We start from the raw sequence: 19,873 nt of genomic DNA, 5'->3' as shown, positions 1-19,873 counted from the left end.
CGTGCCCGGCAGCTGGCCGAAACCCGAGCCCGGCACGACGCAGATGCCCGTTTCCTCCAGCAGGGCGAGGCAGTAGTCATTGTCGCGCTTCGCCTCATGCGCAAGAATCTCGTCGGGCGTGAGGCGTGAGGCGTCAAATCCGTGCGGCTGGGGCAGGCTGAATTTGACAAACGCGTACATCGCGCCCTGCGGAACCCCGGTTTCCATGCCCTCGATCGCGCTCAGGCCGGACCCGAGAATTTCGGCTTTCTCCTTGAGCTCGCTCAGGATCGCGTCGCGCTCCTTTATGTAAAGCCCGTGGCTTTCCTCGCCAGGCTCGGGCGGCGCGACCATCGCGTAAGTGACCAGCTGGCCGGTCACGTTGGAACACAGCCCGATTGACTGAAGCTTTATCATTTCCGCATAAACGTCGTCCGGCATATTGCGTATTTCCAGATAGCCGCCCCGGTGCCCGCATTCGCCAAGAAAACCCTTCGACACGGAATGAAAACTGAACAGCGGCACTTCCGTTTCGTTCATCCGGCACAGCACTTTGGCAAACGAATGGAACCGGAGTTTGCTGTTATACACGTTCTCCTGATACACTTCGTCCGCCAAAACCGCGAGCCGGTGTTTTCTGGCGAACCGGATAATCATTTCGATGTTCTCTTTCGACAGTACCGCGCCCGTCGGGTTGCCCGGATTGATTACGGCGATCGCCACGGGATTAATCCCGCGCGCCCGGGCGCCGGCCATGCTTTTGGCGAGCTCTTTTTCGTTGAGCTGCCAGCCGTTTTCCTCGTCCAGAAAATAATCTATCTGCCGGGCGCCGTACAGCGCGATCGTGGCGCTGTACAGCGGATACTGCGGAATGGGAATGAGATAGCCGTCGTTCCCGGTTCTGGTGAGCATCGTAAACACCGACTGCACGCCTTTGCTCGCACCGTCGGTCAGCAGAATCCTGTTGAAATTGACCGGGATCCCGTCGCGCCGGTGAATGAAATCAGCCACGGCCTTGCGGATGAACGGCAGCCCGGCGCTCTGGGTATACGCGCCGGTTCCGCTCGGATTTTTTTCCAGAATGAAGGACGCCCGCCGCACCACGTCGGCCGGAAAGAATTTCGCGGTTTCCGGGCGCGCGAGCAGTTCCGGGTATTCCACCAGGCTCAGCAGCTGACGCAGGAACGTAAGCGGTTTCTGCCTGAGCGCCTGCGGATTTCCGATGTTGCAGTAAATTACCTTTCTGCCCTGCGTTTCCAGCTCGTGCGCGCGGGCGACTATCTTGCCGCGCACGGCGTAATGCGCTTTCAAAAGCCTGGGATTGATATCCTGGAGAGTGATCATATCCTGCATTATACCACTAACTGCGCGTCATGAAACTTAACGCAAGTCAGGCAGATCCGCGCCGACAACCGGTTCGAAAAATGCTATTTTACTCCTAGTGGCGCAAGCGGGCCGCCGGCCGGCCCGCATCCATGTTTCAAAGGCGGAGCCTATGCAGCGGAAATTTTCCGCCGTGGTACCGGTAGCGGGCACCGGTACGCGGCTAAAACCTCATACCAACACCTACCCAAAAGTGCTGCTGACGGTCGGCGACAAACCGATCCTCGGCCATATCCTTGACCAGCTCATCGGGCTGGGCACGCCGGAGATCTTCCTTGTGGTCGGCTATCTGGGCGACAAGATCCGCCAGTACGTCGCGGCCAAATATCCCGGCCTGAATGTACGGTACGCCGAACAGCACGAGCCGCGCGGACTGGGGCACGCCATCTCGCTCACCGAAAAACTGGTCGCCGGTCCGGTGTTCATTTTGCTGGGCGACACCATTCTTTCGGCCGATCTTGCTCCGTTCACCGATTTTTCGTGCGACAGGCTCGGCGTGAAATCCGTGCCCGATCCCCGCCGGTTCGGCGTCGTGGAAACCGGGCCGGACGGCATTGTGACCAGTCTGGTGGAAAAACCGGAACACCCCGCCTCGAATCTGGCTATCGTGGGGGCTTATTCGTTCTCCGACAGCGCGGTATTGTACGCAAGCCTCAACCGGCTGGTCGCGTCGGGCAAAACCACGAAAGGCGAAATCCAGTTCACCGACGCGCTGATGGATCTCGTCGCCTCCGGCCGTCGGCTCCGCACCGTGCCGATAGACGGCTGGTACGACTGCGGCAAGCCCGAAACCCTGCTCGCCACCAACCGGTTCCTGCTTGACAGGAACAACCGGCAGGACGGGCCGGTATGCGGCGGGTGCATGGTAATTCCGCCGGTTTATATCGCGCCGGGCGCGAACCTGCGCAATTCCATCGTCGGGCCGTACGTGTCGCTGGGCGACGGCGTGACGGTGGAAAACTGCATTGTCGAAAATTCCATCATCAACGAACACGCCGCGCTGAAAAACGTCATCATCAAGGACTCGCTCATCGGGCCCGACGCGGTTTTCAAAAGCCGCAGCCAGCGTATCAACATAGGCGAAAACTCGGAAATTTTTCTCGGCGGAGAAACCGCCGAGTAACACTCTTGAACCCGAACCCGCGCGCCCGCCGCGATTCCGCGGCGGGCGCGCGGGTTTGTGGCCGGACTCACTTTACGAAAATCAGGCTCAAACCCGGCAGATAAGTGACCGCCATGAGCGCCGCCAGCAGCATCAGCCAGAACTTTAAAACCGCCGAATAAACCTCGGTCATGGGCTTGCCGAACCGCCGGTTGGCCAGAAACAGGTTCAGCCCCAGCGGCGGCGTCATGTAGCCGATTTCAAGATTGAGCAGAAAGATTATGCCCAGATGGACCGGATCTATCCCGTACTGCGCCGCCACCGGCGCGATTACCGGCACCACTATGATAATGGCGGAAAAAATTTCGATCATGTTCACTACCAGCAAAAACGCGTTGAGTATCATCAGGAACACGATCTTGCTTTCGACAAACGAATGGAGCCACCCGAACAGGCGCGACGGGATCTCCGCGTCAATCATGTAATTGGTAATGCCCATCGCCGCGCCAAGCACTACGAAAATCGCGCCTACCAGCACCATGCTGCGCGCCGCCACGCGCGGCAGGTCGCCGAACAAGGTAAGCTCGCGGTAGATAAACACTTCCGTCACGATAACGTAGACCGACATCACCGTAGCTGCCTCTCCCGCCGTGAAAAACCCGCCGTAGATCCCCCCGATCACCAGAAACGGAAGCGGAATCTCCCAAATAGCCGCGCGCGCGGCGGTTTTAAGCGCGGCTACCGAGAACGGAGTGCCCCTGACCCCGGCTTTTTTGCCCACCCACAGCGCATAACCGACAAGCATGATTATGAGCAGAACGCCCGGCACCGCGCCTGCGGCGAACAGTTTGTCAATGCTTACGCCCGCCACCAGCCCGTATAAAATAATAGGCAGGCTCGGCGGAAACAGCAGGCCCAGGCTGCCGGTCGTGGTCAGCAGACCCAGATTGAAGCTGTCGGGATAGCCCTGCTCCTTGAGCATGGGGTACAACAGTCCGCCCAGCGCTATGATCGTCACGCCCGACGCGCCCGTAAAAGCCGTAAACAAAGCCGCCGTAACCAGCGCGGCCGCCGCCAGCCCGCCCGGCAGGAACCCGAACATGGCCCGCGCCAGATCAAGCATTCTGGCGGGCGCGCGCCCCTCGGCGAGCACATAGCCCGCGAAGGTAAATAGCGGTATCGCGATAAGGGCGGGCAGGCTCGCCAGCCGCATCATCTCGACTATGACGGCGGCGCTGTCAATCCCCGCGGTGTGAAACCCGTACAGCGCGCCCGCGCCGATCAGCGCGAAAACCGGCATTCCCGTGGCGGCGCAGGCCAATGCGACAAGCAGTATCAGCATGGTCATCCGCGCGCCTCTTCCCGCGGGAAACGCAGCATGTTAAAAACGCTGTGCAGGATTATCAGCCCGAACCCGACCGGCAGAATCAGCTCGAACCACTGGGCCGGCACGGAAAACCCGCCTATCCTAAACAGCGTGGTGCCAGTTTCCGCCTCCATCCTGATGAACTTGACCGCCGCGTCCGCCAGAACCGCGCAGACGATCACGGTAAGGCTGTTGGCTATGTAAAACACCGCGCGGCCGGCCGCGCCTTTGAACAGTTTCGCCGTAACATCCAGCGCGAAATGCTTGTTTTCATGCGCGGCCAGCGCCGCGCCGATAAACCCGGCCCACAGCGTGAAGTAGCGCAGCAGCGGATCCATCCATAACACTCCGGACGAAAACGCCAGCCGCAAAACAACCTGCACGAAAGAGCCCGCTATCATCGCGCAAAGCAGAACCGCGAGCGCGGTTTTTTCAGCCGACACAATCCGGTTTTCGGCTTTGTAGAGCAGGTTTAAAAAATTTTTCATTTCTTCGGTTCTGTCTTCCCGGTTCCGCTTTTTTCCGCCTTCCGCGCGCCGCCTTTCGCGCCGCCGGATCCGGCGGCCTGATTCCCGCGGTATTCGCTTAACGCCGCCTCCACCTCTTTAAGCAGCTGCGCGGGATACAGCCGCCCGACCAGCGCGGCGCGCGCCTTCTCGCCGGCCGCGTCCAGCTCGGCTTGCGCGGCGGCAGAAGCGGGCGCGGTTATTTTCATGCCCTTGCCTTTAAGCGTGGCTATGGATTTATCGTTATCGGTTCGGGCGGTTTCCGTAAGCTTGCGGAAATACGTCTTGCCCAGCGCCAGAAGCGTCTGCCGCTGGGCGGACGTGAGTTTATCATACTGCGCCTTGGAAATCAGCACCGCGCCGTTGGAATCGGCTATCGAAAAATCGAACATGTATTTCGTTTTGGTGAACCATTGCAAAGCGAGCGCGGCAAGCGGAGTGGTGTAGACTCCGTTGATCAGGCCCGTCTGCAGCGAAGACATCACGTCCGTTATGGACAGCGGAATGGGCGACACGCCCAGCGCCTTCAAGGCCGCCTCCGCGGTGGGATCGCCTTCCCACGTCCACATCTTGACCGCGCCCAGATCGGAAATTTTCGTCACCGGCGTGTTGGTGTAGATATAAACGAACCCCACTTCGGTCCAGCCGAGCAGGATATAGCCTTTTTCCTCGAACATCTTGCTGAACCGGTCGTCAAAGCGGCTGAGCACAAAATCCACTTCGCCGTAGTTTTTGAACAGGTACGGCGAATCCATCACGCGCACCGCCGGCGCGATCTCGCCCAGCCCAACTCCCGTGAACGCGCCCGCCTGCAGCTGCCCGAGCCGTATTTTGCGGATCACGTCCTTTTCGTCGCCCTGCACTCCGCCCGCGTATATTTTAAAAACCACCTCGCCTTTGGTTTCGGTTTTGACGGCGGCGGCGTACTCCTCCATCGAATTCATCCACGCGGTTCCGCGCGGGGCCAGACAGGCGAATTTTATAACCGTTGCGGCAAACGCCGCCGGCGCCAGCAGACTGGCGGCCAGAACGCAGGCGCCGAGTTTTTTCATATTAAAAAAGATCATCTTTTTTCTCCAGTAATCTCTTGGCTTTGGCCTTTACGGCTTCGTTGGCGAGCGCCTGCTCCGGCAGGTCCGGCGGCGCGGAAACAATGGCGGACAATTCGGTTTCAAACAGCTCCGCGTCCTGCGCCTGCACCGCGTAGAGCCTGGCGTACATATAACGGTTGGCGAGCAGGCGCGCGCCGGCGCCCTTTAGCGCAAGCGCAAATTCCGCTTTCGCGCGGGCGGGGTCGCCGCCCAGCATGGCGGGCCGCGCCGCATACAGCGCGCCCAGCACGGTGTGCGCGCTGTTATAATAAAACGAGCCGTCCAGCTCCGCGACCCGCCGTGCGCCGGCCTCGATATCGGAAATATCGGCGAGCGCGGCCGGCTCGCTGAGGCTGAGCTGCAAATAGCCCGCCCGGCAGAACGTGTTCCAGAACAGCGCGGGTACTTCAGCCCGGCGCGCTTTGCCCGGCTCTATTATCCCGCCCGCCGCCGCGCCCGACACCTGGAGCGACTGGCGGGCAAACTCCGCTCCGCGCAGATACATCGCCGAGGCGCGCTCCGGGTTCCCGTCTTCCAGAAACATGAACGCGTAGCCGCAGTAGCCCTGAGCCAGCGTGTCGAGCAGTCCGGTATTGCGCGGACTGCTCAGCTGCGCCGCTTCCACCGTTTTCAGCGCGCCAAGCAGCGACTGGCGGGCCGTTTCGGTGTCCGGATCCGTCAGAAACGCGGGCATTCCCGCCGCGATCATGCCGCCCGCCGCGTTTGCCGTCACGCGGTTGAGGCTGCAGCCGCACAAACACAGCACCCACGCCAGCAGCGCCGTCACCAAGCTATTTCGCATTTTCAGGCTCCGCCCGGCCGCTCCGGCGGACCAGTTCGCGGTACAAATCAACAAGCTCGCCATAGGCCGACTCCGTTTCATCTGGCGTGCCGGGCGTGCGGCAGGTCCAGTTCCGTTCGCCCACCGTGCCGGGCGTGTTGATCCGGTCTTTCACCGCCAGAATATCCTGCAGCAGCAGCAGCGCGATAGAGGACTGCGCGCCCAGCACCCGCTCCAGAATCACCTTGTGAACCCGGTCGTCATATTCCGGGCTGGCCTCTTCTCCGCGCGCCGCCATTTTCCAGAACAGATAGCGTTCCTGCGCGCTGATCCGGCCCCACCAGTCGCTCAGGGTTTCCGTGTCGTGCGTTGACGCCACGGAAAGCGAAATCTTCGGAAATTTTTCAGGATCGCGGTAAGTCCGGGTTTTCTCGTCTTTCTCCCAGCGCAGGATCTTGTAGCCCGGAATATCGAGTTCGGAAAGCGTCTTGTAGACAAACGGCGGGATCACCCCAAGATCTTCAGCCACCGGCAGCGCCGGCCCCGCCTCCTCGATCACCATTTTCAAGAACCGCTCGCCGCGCTTCCGCTGCGACTCAGCGCCGTCGTTGTCAAACCGCGCGCCCGACCCGTCGGACGGGATCACCCATGTGCGGAAAAACCCCACCAGATGATCAAGCCGGAACAGATCGTAAATTTCAGTCGCGCGTCTGACCCGGCTCCGCCACCACCCGAACCGGGTGGCTTCCAGCCCGTGCCAGTTATATGCCGGCAGGCCCCAGCGCTGGCCCTCCGGGTTGAAATAGTCGGGCGGCGCGCCCACTTCGGTATGGATATCGAAAACCGGCTGGTTGCCCCACACGTCCGCGCTTTCCTGGCTGACCATGAACGGCAGATCGCCGAACAGCCAGACTCCGCCGTCCTGCGCCGCCCGGCGCACCCGCGCCCACTGTTCCGCCGCGATCCACTGAAGATATTCGTAGAACAGCACCTCTTTTTCGTGGCGCCGGCGGAACCGCGCGACTGCGTCAGCCCGGCAGTCGCGCAGGTCGCGGGGCCAGCCGGTCCAGGTGGACCAGCCGTATTCGTCCTTGAGCGCGCGGAACACCGAGTAATTGTACAGCCAGCCGGTGTTTTTCACAAATTCCGCAAATCCGGCCGCGCGCGCGCCGCCGGGTTTATATTCCCGTTCGTAAAAATATTCAAACCCCGCGCGCAGGACCGAATTTTTCAGTTCCCGGACCGGCGCATAAACGACTCTCTCGCCCGCGCGCAGTTTTTCAATCAGCGGCCGCTCTTTTCTGATAATGGCCCGGGCCTTGCGGCTGGCCCGGACTTCCGGCACCGAATCCACCGCTATGTAAACCGGATCAAGCGCGAATGCGGTTATGGCCGCATAGGGGCAGTCCTCGCCGGGCCCGGTTTCGTGAATAGGCAGCATCTGGAGTATTTTGGTGCCCGTGGAAGCAAGCCACCCGATCCAGCCGGCCAGCGCGTCGTAATCGCCTATCCCCCAGTCGGACCCGGAGCGCATCGAAAACAGCGGGATCAGCAGCCCGGCGTGCCGGCCCCTCAGGGCGGGATGATTTTCCAGGCGGTGCGGCATAGGTTCCGGCTCCTCCCCGCTATTTCCGGGCGATCAGCTCGATCTCCACCATCGCGCCGCGCGGCAGCGCGCCGACCTGCACGGTGGTCCGGGCGGGAAAGTTTTTTGAGAAAAATTCCGCGTACAGCTCGTTCATCGCCGCGAAATGGCTCAGATCGGTCATGAAAACCGCGGTTTTCACCACATCGGAGCGGGTATAGCCGGCGGATTTAAGCAGATTGTCGAGATTTTCCAGCACCTGCCGGGTTTGAGCCTTCACGTCGCCGCCCACGATCTCGCCGGTCACCGAATCTATCGGCAGCATGCCGGAAGTATATAGCACGCCGTCCACTTCAACGCCCGGCGAATACGGCAAAGTGTTTTTCGCGGAAGCGTCCACCCCGATCAGTTTCTTTTGCATATTGTCAAAACTCCTTTTGTTTATGTTTGGTGTCACGAATGAAATTTTCAGCCGACCGGTCATAACTGCGCTCCGCCTCCCTGCTAAAGCAGCAGGCGGGCAGTTCGCCGCACGAACGGTGATAGGCGATGCATTCACAGCACAGCCCTTTGCGCGGACAAGGCGTATAGGGGCAGGGGCAATGTGCGCGGTTGGAATTCTGTTTGCAGTCCATGATTACATATTATAATTACATAGAGGTACGGTCAACTGAAAAAAACCGCCGCCGGCAATTGCCGGCGGCGGACGAAAGGGGGAGGGAATCCCTTTCATTTATTCATAGCGCAGCGCTTCGATAGGCGACAGATCTGACGCTTTTTTCGCCGGCCAGAACCCGAAAACAATGCCGACTCCCGCCGAAAAACCGGCGGCCATCACAACCGACATGGGCGAAACTAGCACCAGCCAGTTGGCGACTTTGGAAATAATGATCGCCGAACTTGAGCCCAGCAGTATTCCTATCAGCCCGCCGCCCAGCGACAGCACCGACGCTTCTATCAGAAACTGGGTCAGAATGGCGGAGGAATCCGCCCCGATCGCCTTTCTCAAACCGATCTCGCGGGTGCGTTCGCTCACGCTGACAAGCATTATGTTCATGATCCCTATTCCGCCCACCAGCAGCGAAATGCCCGCTATAATGCCCAGCAGCAGGCCGAAGGTCTTGGTGGTGGAAGTAAGCGCGGAAACCATTTCCGCCATGTTGGTCACGCTGTAGGAAGTGTCGAGCTGGCTTTCCGGCACGCGGTGGCGCGTGATCATGAGCTGCAGCACATAATCCTGCGCGTCGCCGAGCGCTTCCAGCGAGGTGCCCTCGATCCAGGCCATCGAAACGTATTTGTTGCCGAGCAGCCGGCGCATGGCCGTGTTGATGGGAATGACGATCACGTCGTCGTTGTCATGCCCGCCGCCGGAGCCCTTAAGCGGCAGCACTCCCACCACGCGGAAATTCTTGCGGTTGATCTTGATAAGTTTTCCGACAGGGTTTTCGGTTCCGAACAGATTGGTCGCCACGGTCTGCCCGATAACCGCCACTTTCTCCAGCTTGCGGTTTTCGGTTTCCGTGAAGAACCGTCCGTAAACCGGAACGGCGTTCTTCATGGGCGCGTAGTTAACGCTTGTGCCCGTTACCGTGGTATTCACGTTTTTGTTGCCGTAAACCGCCTGGGCTGAGCCGCTTACCTGCGGATCAACGTATTTCACCAGCGCCTTGTTTTCGGCAATGGCCTTGATGTCGTCAAGCGTAATGCGGCTGATGCTGCCCGCGCTGCCGGATACGCCCCGGAACCCGCGGCCGGCAGACCTCAGCATCAGCTGGTTCGAGCCGAGCGAGGCAAGGTTTTTCTCGATTGATTTCTGCGCCCCGGTGCCCACCGCCACCATTGCGATAATAGCGGCCACGCCGATAATCACGCCCAGCATAGTCAGCGCGGAGCGCATCTTGTTCGACAGAACGGACCGGATCGCCGAACCGAAATGCTCCGCCAGTTCCGCCGGCGGCAGGACAAGCGGTTTCGCCGTGTTGAGTTTCCGCAGCGGCACGGGCGCCTCTTTGGGCGCGTGCGGGCGAAGCACTTCATCGGAAAAAAGCTGCCCGTCTTTTATATGGATGATCCGGTCGGCGCAGTGGGCGATATCGGGTTCGTGTGTGACCAGAATGACGGTAATGCCCTTGTCGTTCAGCTCGCGCAGCATGCGCATGATTTCGTCGGCCTGGACGGAAGCCAGATTTCCGGTCGGCTCGTCCGCGAAAATGATTTTCGGATTGTTCACCAGCGCGCGGGCGATCGCCACGCGCTGCTGCTGCCCGCCGGACAGCTGGGTGGGACGGTGTTCGGTTCTGTCTGACAGACCCACTTCGCCAAGCAGCTGCTCGCCCCGCTCGCGCCGGTTCCTGCCGCGCGAATAAATGAGCGGCAAAGCCACGTTGTCCGTCGCGCTGAGGCGCGCCAGCAGGTTAAACTGCTGAAACACGAAACCCAGCAGTTTGGAGCGCAGCTGCGCGGTCTGGTAATCGCCCAGACACAGCACGTCCTGCCCGCCGATCCGGTACTCGCCCGCGCTCGGCCGGTCCAGCAGGCCGAGAATATGCATCAGCGTGGACTTGCCCGAACCCGACGGCCCCATGATGGCGATGAATTCGCCTTCCTCTACGGTCAGGTCTATGCCTTTGAGAATCTCGAGCTCGGAATCGCCCAGCTCGTAGATTTTCTTTATTCCTTTTATCTCTATCAGCGGAATCGTTTTCATATTCGCCCTGGCGCCGGCGGCCTACATGGGCGGCGGCCCGTCATTTTTGCTTGCGTTCACTTTTTTGCCTTTGTTCTTGCCGTTGCTGAGCGTGACGGCGGTTTTGCGCTCGCTGCGCTTGGGAAACGACATCAGCCCGCCTTTGGTGTCAGCCACCTGCGGCGCGTAATCCGCCTGCTTCATATACACGGTATCGCCGTCTTTGAGCCCGGACAGGATTTCCACGTTATTGCCCGACTGGATGCCGGTGGTAACCGGAGTTTTCTGCAAGTCGGGAACTGTGCGCGTAATGACATATTTGCTGCCATCCGCATTCTCCTGCACGGCGTCCCACGGCAGGACCAGACTGCTTTTCTGGTCCGTAATGATGCTGATATTGGCCGTCATCTGCGATTTGAAATAGGACGGGGTGTTAACCGGCCGGACCTTTGTCTTATAGGTGATGACATTGCTGGAATTGGTGCCCTCGTACAGAATCTGGAAAACCGAGCCGCGCACTTTTTTGTCGGAGTAAGCGTCCAGCGAAATTTCCGTTTTCTGGCCGACTTTCACACGGCCCACATCGGTCTCGTCCACGCTGGCGACCACGATCAGATCGTCCGCTATGGCATACAGCACGGTTGTCGCCGTTACCGTTTCGCCGGGCACCACGTTGCGCAGAATTATCGTGCCGCTCAGCGGCGAAATTATCGGGGTCGGTTTATAGGTGTCTTCCCATTTCGCCACATCCTCGCCGGAAGCGCGTGCCGCGTCAAGAATCGCGACGCGATCGGTCGAGCTCATATAAGCCAGTATCTGGCCTTTTTTCACGAACGCGCCCTCGTCCACCAGCAGCCTGTCAACCCGGCCGGCGACCGAGGGTTTGACCTCCACCCTGTTAAGCGGCGCGACTTCGCCGGTGGTTTCCACCGTGTCGCGTATTATATCGCGAGCCGCGGTCACCGCCGCATAATGCACCACCCCGTTTTTCCTGGCGGTTTTGGTTTTATAAAAATAGAACCCCGCGCCCGCTACGGCAAAAATAATGATCAGCACTGAAAGTTTTTTCATTTTCTTCTCCGGTTAATCGGAAAGCGGCGCGCCCAGCAGTTTCTCAAGCGCGGCTTTTGCAATATTGACTGATTTGAGCGCGGACAGGTAATCCTGCTGCGCGGAAACCAGCTCCTGCTCCACGCCTTCCCAGATATCAAAAGACAGCGCGCCGTTCAAGTACTGCACCGTCGCTTCCTTATGCCGCTGTTCGGCGGCGGCAAGAAACAGTTTCGAGCTGGTCATGTTATCGTGCGCCTGCTCAAGCGTCGCCTGAGCCAGCTGCAGGTCGGTCCGCACGCTCAAAAGCGTTTTGCGGTAGGTTTCCTCGCTCTGCTTCACTTGGCTGCGCGCGCTTTTCACATTGTTATATACATAGGTGATGCCGTTTGAAAAAATCGGCAGGTTCAAAGCCACGCCGGCGCTCCAGCTCCGGTCTTTCGGCTCCATGCTGTCGCCCGACCAGTTAACGCTCTGGGAAGCCGACAGGGTGGGAAACAGCGCCGAAGCCGCGCTGGTGACCTGTTCTTTCGCGATTTCAAGGGCAAGCGCGTTTACTTTCACATCCGGGTTAGCCAGCGCCGCCGCGTTCACGTCAATGCCCGTTTCCGCGGGCAGGTCGGCAAGCGCACCCGATGCGGTGAACTCGCGGTACTCGTCCATCCCCATCGCCGACATAAGTTCCCGCCGCGCGCTCACCAGATTGCGCGCGGCGTTTACTATGTCCAGCCGGCTCTTTTCCGCCTGGGCGGACGAGCGCATCATGTTGCCTTTGCTTTCCCGGCCGCCTTCATAGCGCATACGGATCATCTCGGCGTTGCTGGCGCGCAGTTTATGAATCCCGGTCAGCACATCAATGTTTTCCTGAGCATATATAAGGTTGACAAAAGCGGCCCGCAGCTGGTATCGGGCCGAAGCCGAAGCTCCCAGCAAAGCCACTTCGTCCTTTTTCACGGTAGCGCGTTTTATCCTGATGGAGGAACCGGTCTGCGCGCTGAACAGTGTTTCCGAAGCGCTCAGCCCCAGCCGCCAGTTGCTGCTGCCCGGCTCGCCGGAGCGGGTTCCAGAATAACCAAGGCTCAACTGCGGCAGATATCCGTTCAGCGCGGCCCGGTAAGCGTATTCATCCGCTTCCTTGCCGTATTTCGACACATAAAGCGACGGATTGCCTCGCAAAGCAGCCTCAACGCAGTCGGTCCATGTCAATGCATCGGTAACAATCTCCGCCCCGGCTGCAGCGCCCAGCCACGGCAGAATCAGAATTGCGGTTAAAATTTTTATGTTTTTCATGTCGGTTCCTTGGTTATACAACGGACCGGGTTCAGATTTTATTGCATTTCTATTGTAGCTGCCAGTTTACCTACCGGTAGGTAGCCTACCTGCCGGTAAGTATAGCAGAGTGCTTGCCGCATGTCAATAATCCATTTCGCGCTTCCGGCCTGCTTCCAATCAATGTTGTTTGACACCGTGCTAAAAGTATATATAATTATGAAACGGACAACACTAAAACAGATAAAGGAATAGCGATGCCTAAAATATTCATACTGGACACCAACGTTCTGCTTCATGATTACAACTCCCTGAACAAATTTCAGGATAACACCGTTGTAATCCCCATAGCCGTTATTGAAGAGCTTGATACCTTTAAAAAAGGGGACGATGAACTGAGCAAACACGCCCGCATGATCTCCCGGCATCTGGACGCCTGCCGCACCACGGGCAAACTGAGCGAGGGCGTGCCCACCAAGGACGGCGGCATTATCCGCGTTACGCTGGACATGAAGCCCGTGCTGCCCGAATATTTCAAACTCAGCGTGCCGGACAACCGGATTTTAAACACCGCCGTAAATTTCAAAAGCCAGAAAGACACGGATGTGATAGTCGTTTCCAAAGACACGAATCTCCGCATCAAGGCCGAAGCGCTCGGCATTGAAGCGCAGGATTATGAAGCCGGCAAAGTCAAACTCGACACGCTCTACACCGGCATCACCGAAGCGGAAGTGAATTCGCCGGTGATAGACATGTTTTATAAAAACCGCGAAATCAAGCTGGAGGAAGGCACCTATTTCCCCAACCAGTTTCTGATACTGAAAGACAACGCCAATCCCAAACATTCCGCGATCGGGCGCATCAGCGCGAAAGACGGGTTTCTGCGGCCGCTGGCCCAGAACGATCCGGTCTGCTGGGGCATCAAGCCGCTGAATAAAGAGCAGCGGTTTGCGATGGAGCTGCTGCTGGACGAGTCGGTTGATATCGTGACCATGGTCGGGCAGGCGGGCACCGGCAAAACCCTTATCTCGCTGGCGGCCGGCCTGCAAAAAGCCATTGACGACGATGTGTACCGCCGGCTTGTTGTCTGCCGTTCGATAGTGCCGGTGGGCCGCGACATCGGGTTTCTGCCGGGCACGAAAGATGAAAAACTCAATATCTGGATGGGCGCGATATTTGACAATCTCGAATACCTCGCCGACCGCAAGAGTCCCGATGAAGGATCCCGGCAGTCGGATTATCTGGTGGAAAGCGGGCGCGTGGAAATCGCCTCCGTCACCCACATCCGGGGCCGCTCGCTGCCCAAGCAGTATATGATTGTGGACGACGCGCAAAACCTCACTCCGCACGAAATCAAAACCATTCTCAGCCGCGCGGGCGAAGGCACCAAGGTGGTCGTTACCGGCGATCCCGGCCAGATTGACACTCCGTACCTCGATCAGGAATCGAACGGACTGACCTATCTGGTTGACCGGTTCAAAGGCCAAAACATTTACGGCCACATCACGTTCTCTAAAACCGAACGCAGCCGGCTGGCCGCGCTGGTTTCAGAGCTGCTGTAGACTCTGATCCCGTTCCGGAAAAAGGCCCGCGCAAGCGGGCCTTTTTTGTCAGCGGAAAATGTTGCGCCCGGCGTGCGCGGATTTACGCGCAGAACCCGTAAATCCGCAGGATATCCTCGCGCGAATAGCCCTTCACGCCGCGCATGTCCATGATCCGTACCACCTGATCAGCCATCAGCTCGGGCTGCGGGTCCCGTATTCCGGCTTCACGGAAATTGGAAGGCGACCCGATCCGGCGATAGAAAGCGACCAGCGCTTCCGAAACATGTTCAACCGTCAGTTCCTCCGGCTCAAGCCCCAGGATATTGACCCCGAATTTCAGAATCCGCGCGTGGCGCGTGTGAGTGGAAAACCGCAAAAAACCCGGCAGGATAACCGACAGACCCGCCCCGTGCGCCAGCCCGTAAAGCCCGCTGAGCGGGTATTCAAGCATGTGGCAGGGCCAGACCGCTCCGCCCAGCCCGGCCTGTCCGCATCCGTTCCACGCCAGCGTGGCGGCCCACATAAAGGAAGCGCGCGCGTCATAGTCGTAGGGATTTGCCATAATCCGGCCCATCGCCTCCATAACGGCCTTGATAACGCCTTCGGCGTATCCGTCCTGCACCGGGCAGAAATCCTCCGTAGTGGTAAGATAGCCTTCCAGCAGATGCGACATTATGTCGGAACAGGCGAACGCCGCGGCTTTCACCGACACGCCAAACGTAAGCGAGGGGTCAAGAAACGACACGCGCGGACAGGTGAACGCCGACCCGCCGCCGTTTTTTATATTGCCGTCGCTGTCATTGGTCAGCACGAAAATCCCGTTCATCTCGGAAGCGGTGGCGGGCATTGTGACTATGGTCACAAGCGGCAGCGCGCCGGCGATTCTGCTTTTGCCGAGAATGAAATCCCAGAGCGGCGTGTCCGTTTTCGCGCCCGCGGCGATCGCTTTTGCGGTGTCCATCACGCTGCCGCCGCCCGCGGCGAGCACGAAGTCCGCTTTTTTTTCCCTGGCGAGCCGCACCCCGGCCTCGGCATGTGAAAGCAGCGGGTTCGGCTGCGCGCCCCCGAATTCCACCACGTCAATTCCGGCGGAGGATAACTGAGCCGTAATGGTGTCGAACACGCCGTTTGCTTTAAGCGAGTTCCTGCCGTACACAAGCAGCGCCTTTTTTCCCAGCCCGGCGCATTCCGCTCCGAGCCCGGCCAGAACGCCCTTGCCGAATATTATTTTCGTAGGGTTATGATAAGTGAAATTGATCATGCCGCCTCCCCGCCGGAACGAACCTCCAGGGAACCGCGCGCACTCGCGCGGCGGCCCTGTCCGCCCGGACAGATTCATTATACCTAAACTTCGCGCGCGCGAAACAATACAAACCGCCCGGTCCGCGCCGCGGCGAAAAACATCACCAAATAAAAACTCCGCCCGCAATGCCGGACGGAGTTTTTAAATTCATGGTGGGCAGTATAGGGATCGAACCTATGACCTTTCGCGTGTGAAGCGAACGCTCTACCGCTGAGCTAACTGCCCGATTCTATAGATAATTATATCACATTCCGCCGGTTGTTGCTAACTTCATGCCGCATAAAACCCGGCTCCGGAGAATTTGTTATCATTTGGCATGGGCATTTGGCAACAGATCCGGCAGGCGGAACCCGCCGTCCGCGCTTTTACCGCCCGCAGCCGCGTAAAGCTGTTCGGGAAATATATATTTAACCGGTATACCTCTTTTCTTGTCTGGCTAACCCTGTACTTCCTTATTATATGGGAGAAGGGCGGCTTGTGTTTCTCTGTCTGGCTGCTCAATCTGGAAATTCCGGCCGCGCTGGGCGCATACTGGTATTTCAATCATATTCTGCGGCCCGGCCGCCTGCAGCCTTATCTCGCCGCGCTGCCCGTGTTTTATGCGTATATCTGGTACGACGCATATTATTTCGCGTTTGACCAGCCGTTTCGCCTGACGGCCCTGCACGAACTGCCTGCGCTTGTGCAGTTCCTGTCGCCGACGGCTTCCGCGGCGCTGGGCGCGGCCGCAGTCATCCCTCCCCTGTTTTTCCTCAGCCGGACAGACTGGCGCGCCCGCCGCGCCAGCCTTGCGGCGGGCATACTGGGACTGGGTTTGTTTTGCGGAATTCTCCGCCTGTTCCCCGGGATTTTTGCCGGAGCTGTTACCGGCCTGTCCATCTCGGCGGACGCGCTCGGCGATCACCAGAGCGGCCGGATTATAACCGCCCTTGCCGCCGAGTCGCAGCGCCGGCTGGCGGTAAAACAGTTCGACGGGTTCCGCAATGACCGGGCATTTCTGGCCCGGGAACGGGAACGGGCCGCTTTCGTCGCGGCCCACAGCAACGGGCACAACGTGCATTTAATAATCATGGAGAGCCTGCTCGATCCGACCCTGTTTGAAAACCTGAAACTTTCGCGGGATCCTTACAGCCCGCAGTTTCGAGAACTGTTCGGGGGCCGGGCCGGCCTGTCGGAGTCGCCGATTTTCGGCGGCGGCACCGCGCAGGCGGAATTCGAGGTTTTATGCGGCAGCCCGGCGCTCAGGCGGCTCGGCCATATCGAGTTTAACAGTTTCACCGGCCCGCAAACGCCCTGCCTGCCGAACATACTCAACCAGTCGGGCTACCGGACCATTTCTTCCCAGCTGGTTCATCCCGCACTGCTCAATGTGGGGCGGGCTTATAAAGCCATGGGGTTTCGAGAACGGTATTTCCCGGATCAGTATTCAACGGAAAAAACATACTGCTCTTTAAACAAAGCGTCTAAAACGGAACTGACTCTGTTCGACGGGGATTTCTTCAGCCAAAACCTGGATTTTCTGGGAAATACCGGGAAACCGGTGTTTAACTGTCTTGTCACCATGTACGGGCATTTCCCGTATTACCTTGACGAAACCAAGCGGCCCGGCATTATCACGGCCCGGCCATCCGATCCGGTGGTGAATGTGGTGGCAAGCCAGTTTTTTTACCGGACCCGCGCCATGGCTGATTTCGTGACGCGCGTTAACGCGCGGGAACCGCATTCCCTGATCATCATGGTCGGCGACCATCTGCCCGTTCTGCTTGACGCCAGCGCAAAACGATTCGACCTCAGGGCCAAAACCCTGAAAAACTGGGTACTGTCAAGCAGGGAAAAATATGAAAAGCTGGGCTATCTGCCCGGGCAGGCAAACGCAACCCGGATTACCCGGATATTCATCATGCGGGACGGCAAACCCGTGGTTTATCCGTTAATCCATCATTATGACATTCCCGGCATCGTGCTTGATTATGTTACGGACGGCGCCTACTGCAAACGCTACCGGTGCGGACACCTTGGCCAGCCCCCGGACCCGCGGGAACTGAAGGCGCAATATATGCATCTTATGGCGCAGGCACTGTAACCATAGTGCGGTGTTCCAGTCTTAATCAATAAACGGGCAGGGCCGGCGCGACACGGGTGCCCGCCAGTTCCCGCTAATTGGCCTGTGGCCGACCGACGCCAATGCTTTCCGCTTGATGCAAACGCCGCACTGTCTCCGTCTCCTGAATTTCATGGAACCGGACACCGCCCTGCGCGGAGAAAACCGCTTGTCAGCCGGAAAATTTTTGTGTTATAATAAATACAGATTTGCGGGCGTGGTTCAATGGTAGAACGCGACCTTGCCAAGGTTGAGACGAGGGTTCGATTCCCTTCGCCCGCTCCAGATAAACGGCAGCAAACCACTGACGACAACCTCCAAAAAGGTTGTCGTTTTTGTTTTGCAAGGCCGGGCCGGCCATTATCGCTGCTGTCCGCGCGGGCCCGGCTTCCCGGCCCGTTTCACTGCCGGCGCGCCGTAAAAAAACCGGGCCGGCGTCTGCCGGCCCGGTTTTTAATCGCGTATGGCTGTCAGAACTCCAGATCCAGCAGATGCGCGCCGTAGGGCGGCAGCTCTATATACAGGCCCTGGTTGCGCACCTCGTCAACCGGCCGGGTGAAAAACCGGTCGCTTATTTCGTCGTAAAAAGTATATTCCGCGCCGCGCGGACCGGGTTTGACTGGCAGCCTTGCACGCGCATATCCGCCGGAATAGTTAACCAGCACATACTTGATCGTGCGCATCTGGGTCCAGCTCCAGGAAAGTATTTCGCGGAAACTGCTGTCGTCTTTCGCGGCCGGGCCGAGCTCCACAAGCGACCATTCCCCGCCGTGAAACGCGGAATCGTCCGCCACGTCAAGCAACCGCTCATATCGCAGGCGTATTTCCGGATCGCCCTGATAATCGCCCCGCAGATACTGCACCGGCGCCCGTTTAGAGGAACCGAGAATCTGCCCGTGATTGAACAGCCGCATTCCGCGCAGCGTAGACATCACTATCGCCGCCGCAACCGATTTTTCCCGCCCGAACGCAACCAGCGCGGCTTCCTCGTCGTGATTGTCAATGAACCGGAGCGAGCGTTTCTGATACAGCGATTCGGCGTACAGATGGCCCTTCACATCCTGCGCGTTCGTGCCGCGCAGCCGGTCATAAAGCACTTTGTCGTAAGTGTAATTGAACCCAAGCTGCTGGATATGCCATTCCAGACCCCAGTAAACTTCCGCCAGAAACGTAAACAGCGGATGCTCTTCGCGCACGCGGCTGATGGCTTCCTGCCAGAACTCGCCTTTTTCAGTAAAGCCCTGCCGGTTCAGCAGCCAGCCCCAGGTTTCCCGGTGAATGTCGTTGAGCGTCAGCATGGCCATGTCGCAGCGCACGCCGTCGCATACCTGCGCTACTTCCAGCAGAGTCCGCAGCATGTGCGCGCGAGCGCGGTCGCTGAAATAATTGAGCTGCACCGTGTCGGTCCACGGCGCGAAATTCGGGTCGCGGCCGTGCGCGAACCAGGTTTTGCCGTCCGGGCCTTTGAAGAAAAAACCGGGGTTGTGCGCGGCGTCGTCGTCGGTGCCCCGGATGAAGCATTCGGGGCATTCGGACAGAAACGCATGGTCGCGCGCAAGGTGGTTGGAAACGAAATCAAGAATAAGCTTCAGCCCCATGCCGTTAAGCTTGCCGTGCAGCAGGCTCAGCTCGTCGGGTTTGCCCAGCGCGGGATTGAGCCGGTAGTCATAAACAGCGTAAGGAGAAGCGTCAACGTCTTCAACTTTAAAATCGGGGCTGATTTTCCGGATATTTTCGAGAATAGGCTCATGCTGGCGGGCTATCTCGCGGGCGGCGGGGCTGGGCGTCCATACACCCATCAGCCAGACCGCGTCGAACCCCAGCCGTTTGAAAGCCAGCCACTCATGTTCAGGTATCGAAACAAGAGAAATTTCCGCTCCGTATTTCCCGCGCAGATGGTTCAGCCAGGTTCTGATATTTATTTCTAGGATATGGGGATTCGTCCTCATCAATGCACCGCCTCTCCTGCGTTCTTCGCACGCACACGTTTATATATTATACCACACCTGTCCGGTAAAAATTTAGGGGGGAACCCTTCGTTTGGTAGAATTGTTTTGTTAGTTAACTATTTTACCGACGGAGGATTCCCTTGGCTTATTCTACCACAATCTTAAACCAGTTGTTAAA

16 protein-coding genes and 2 tRNA genes are annotated in these 19,873 nt (G+C 58.6%); 4 read left to right on the top strand and 14 right to left on the bottom strand.

All coding sequences use genetic code 11. The features are described 5' to 3' along the window. On the bottom strand, positions 1-1,323 hold a 1,323-nt coding region (locus PHW69_06015; protein MDD4004743.1), incomplete at its 3' end, for an aminotransferase class I/II-fold pyridoxal phosphate-dependent enzyme. Positions 1,324-1,474: 151 nt separating this feature from the next. Between PHW69_06015 and PHW69_06010 the strand changes: the two genes are divergently transcribed. Further along, entirely contained in the window at positions 1,475-2,485 is a 1,011-nt protein-coding gene (locus PHW69_06010) for a sugar phosphate nucleotidyltransferase (protein MDD4004742.1), read from the top strand. 67 nt (positions 2,486-2,552) lie between these two features. Here PHW69_06010 and PHW69_06005 read toward each other — a convergent pair whose 3' ends face one another. The 10 genes from PHW69_06005 to PHW69_05960 all read right to left on the bottom strand — a co-directional run bounded on the left by PHW69_06005 (position 2,553) and on the right by PHW69_05960 (position 12,819). Further along, positions 2,553-3,812 carry a TRAP transporter large permease subunit gene (locus tag PHW69_06005; protein ID MDD4004741.1) on the bottom strand — a complete coding sequence of 420 codons (1,260 nt, stop codon included), beginning with the start codon at positions 3,810-3,812 and terminating at the stop codon, positions 2,553-2,555. Further along, entirely contained in the window at positions 3,809-4,318 is a 510-nt protein-coding gene (locus PHW69_06000) for a TRAP transporter small permease (protein MDD4004740.1), read from the bottom strand. The genes PHW69_06005 and PHW69_06000 overlap by 4 nt, the downstream gene beginning before the upstream one ends. Beyond that, positions 4,315-5,403 carry a TRAP transporter substrate-binding protein DctP gene (gene dctP / locus PHW69_05995; protein ID MDD4004739.1) on the bottom strand — a complete coding sequence of 363 codons (1,089 nt, stop codon included), beginning with the start codon at positions 5,401-5,403 and terminating at the stop codon, positions 4,315-4,317. Before dctP ends, PHW69_06000 begins: the two co-directional genes overlap by 4 nt. After that, complete coding sequence (locus tag PHW69_05990) at positions 5,390-6,229, bottom strand: TRAP transporter TatT component family protein (GenBank protein ID MDD4004738.1); 840 nt, start codon at positions 6,227-6,229, stop codon at positions 5,390-5,392. The genes dctP and PHW69_05990 overlap by 14 nt, the downstream gene beginning before the upstream one ends. Continuing rightward, positions 6,219-7,814 (bottom strand): 4-alpha-glucanotransferase, encoded by a 1,596-nt coding sequence (locus PHW69_05985; GenBank protein ID MDD4004737.1) that lies wholly within the window; start codon positions 7,812-7,814, stop codon positions 6,219-6,221. Before PHW69_05985 ends, PHW69_05990 begins: the two co-directional genes overlap by 11 nt. 19 nt (positions 7,815-7,833) lie before the next feature. Next, positions 7,834-8,214, bottom strand: a complete 381-nt coding sequence (locus PHW69_05980) for a Rid family detoxifying hydrolase (protein MDD4004736.1) — start codon at positions 8,212-8,214, stop codon at positions 7,834-7,836. Between the two features lie 4 nt (positions 8,215-8,218). Beyond that, the gene (locus PHW69_05975) at positions 8,219-8,428 is read right to left on the bottom strand and encodes a DUF6485 family protein (GenBank protein MDD4004735.1); all 210 of its coding nucleotides are present in this window, start codon (positions 8,426-8,428) and stop codon (positions 8,219-8,221) included. Positions 8,429-8,526: 98 nt separating this feature from the next. After that, a complete protein-coding gene (locus PHW69_05970; protein ID MDD4004734.1) occupies positions 8,527-10,500 on the bottom strand; it encodes an ABC transporter permease in 1,974 nt (657 codons plus the stop codon). 21 nt (positions 10,501-10,521) lie between these two features. Next, positions 10,522-11,550, bottom strand: coding sequence for an efflux RND transporter periplasmic adaptor subunit (locus tag PHW69_05965; protein ID MDD4004733.1), 1,029 nt, complete (start codon positions 11,548-11,550; stop codon positions 10,522-10,524). Positions 11,551-11,562: 12 nt separating this feature from the next. Next, entirely contained in the window at positions 11,563-12,819 is a 1,257-nt protein-coding gene (locus PHW69_05960; protein ID MDD4004732.1) for a TolC family protein, read from the bottom strand. A gap of 236 nt (positions 12,820-13,055) precedes the next feature. Here PHW69_05960 and PHW69_05955 point away from each other — a divergent pair, with 236 nt between their 5' ends. Continuing rightward, a complete protein-coding gene (locus PHW69_05955) occupies positions 13,056-14,360 on the top strand; it encodes a PhoH family protein (GenBank protein MDD4004731.1) in 1,305 nt (434 codons plus the stop codon). Positions 14,361-14,442: 82 nt separating this feature from the next. Here PHW69_05955 and PHW69_05950 read toward each other — a convergent pair whose 3' ends face one another. After that, on the bottom strand, positions 14,443-15,603 hold the full coding sequence (locus tag PHW69_05950; GenBank protein MDD4004730.1) for an iron-containing alcohol dehydrogenase: 1,161 nt from the start codon (positions 15,601-15,603) through the stop codon (positions 14,443-14,445). A gap of 192 nt (positions 15,604-15,795) precedes the next feature. Continuing rightward, positions 15,796-15,870 (bottom strand) — tRNA-Val (locus tag PHW69_05945). Between the two features lie 250 nt (positions 15,871-16,120). Here PHW69_05945 and PHW69_05940 point away from each other — a divergent pair. Together PHW69_05940 and PHW69_05935 are read left to right on the top strand one after the other, a co-directional pair. Next, positions 16,121-17,728 (top strand): sulfatase-like hydrolase/transferase, encoded by a 1,608-nt coding sequence (locus tag PHW69_05940; protein MDD4004729.1) that lies wholly within the window; start codon positions 16,121-16,123, stop codon positions 17,726-17,728. 229 nt (positions 17,729-17,957) lie between these two features. Further along, positions 17,958-18,031, top strand: a tRNA-Gly gene (locus PHW69_05935). Positions 18,032-18,216: 185 nt separating this feature from the next. Here PHW69_05935 and PHW69_05930 read toward each other — a convergent pair. Then, complete coding sequence (locus PHW69_05930; protein MDD4004728.1) at positions 18,217-19,695, bottom strand: alpha-amylase family glycosyl hydrolase; 1,479 nt, start codon at positions 19,693-19,695, stop codon at positions 18,217-18,219. Positions 19,696-19,873: the final 178 nt, after the last annotated feature.

Source organism: Elusimicrobiaceae bacterium, from assembly GCA_028700325.1.
Lineage (GTDB): Bacteria > Elusimicrobiota > Elusimicrobia > Elusimicrobiales > Elusimicrobiaceae > JAQVSV01.
This window is presented reverse-complemented; position numbering and strand designations above follow the sequence as displayed.